Here is a 1310-nt window from a genome sequence, read left to right as displayed (position 1 = left end):
TGCGTATTCCGGGATGATGCGCCCACCGATTCCGATTTGATGCGCCCACCCGTTCCGATTTGATGCGCCCACCGATTCCGGGGGATCCGCCCACCCCTTTGACGTGCTGCTGCGAGGCAATCTGTAACCGGCTACCTTCCGCCCTTTTGGCACGAAGGAAGCCCGATGAAGAGATTGCCGATGCGGAAGATACGAGATGTTTTGCGGCTGTCAGCCGAGGGGCTGTCGACGCGCCAGATTGCGGCGAGCCTGGCGATTGGGCGGACAACCCTTCGGGGTTACCTTGATCGCGCTACTGAGTTGGGTCTGGGCTGGCCGCTGCCACCAGAGATGTCCGATACAGACCTTGAGCGCCTGATTTATCCCCGGACGGCGCGTGATGTTTCAAACCGAGCGACCCAGCCTGACTGGGCGCACGTCCACCGCGAGCTGCGCCGCAAGGGCGTGACGTTGTCGCTGCTGTGGGAGGAATATCGCGCCGATCACATCGAAGGCTACGGCTATTCCCGGTTCTGCGAGCTTTACACGCGGTGGGAAGGCAAGCTGTCGCCGGTGATGCGGCAGCGTCATCCGGCGGGCGAACGGTTGTTCGTCGATTACGCAGGGCACACGGTCGACGTGATTGACCCTACGACTGGCGAGGTGCGCCCGGCACAGCTGTTCGTCGCGACCCTCGGGGCCTCAAACTATACCTTTGCGGAGGCGACGTGGACGCAATCGCTGCCGGACTGGATCGCGAGCCATGTGCGCGCCTTTGACTTTTTCGGGGGCGTAACGGCGCAGATCGTGTCCGACAACCTGAAGGCCGGGGTCACGAAGGCTTGCTTTTATGATCCCGCGCTCAACCGGACCTACGCGGATATGGCTAGGCATTACGACACGGCCGTTGTGCCCGCGCGGCCGCACAAGCCGAAGGACAAGGCAAAGGTCGAGGGGGCGGTTTTGCTGGTTGAGCGGTGGATCCTGGCGCGATTGCGCAATCGCCAATTCTTCAGCCTCACAGAGGTGAACGCGGCCATCCGCCCGCTGCTCGACCGGCTCAACGACAAGACCTCGCGCCATCTCGGCGCCAGTCGCAAGCAGTTGTTCGAACAGTTGGACAAGCCGACCCTGAAGCCGCTGCCGATGGCTCCTTACGTTTATGCGGAATGGAAGAAGTGCCGCGCCGGGCTCGATTACCACATCGCCATCGACAGGCATTATTACTCGGTGCCCTATCAGTTGCTGAAGAAAGAGCTGTGGGCGCGCATCACCACGCGCACGGTCGAAGTTTTCCATGCCGGACAGCGTGTTGCATCGCATGTGCGCAC

Annotated in this window: 1 protein-coding gene; it reads left to right on the top strand. The window is 61.8% G+C overall.

Annotated elements, in window-relative coordinates:
• Positions 1-180: 180 nt before the first annotated feature.
• Positions 181-1310, top strand: a 1130-nt coding sequence (istA, locus tag ABIE57_RS20495; protein ID WP_354540887.1) for an IS21 family transposase, incomplete at its 3' end; no start/stop codon positions are given.

Origin of the sequence: Roseovarius sp. MBR-6 (assembly GCF_040547525.1) — a bacterium.
In the GTDB taxonomy this organism is placed as follows: domain Bacteria; phylum Pseudomonadota; class Alphaproteobacteria; order Rhodobacterales; family Rhodobacteraceae; genus Roseovarius.
The sequence above is the reverse complement of the archived record's forward strand: the minus strand, read 5'-3'. Positions and strand labels throughout refer to the sequence as shown.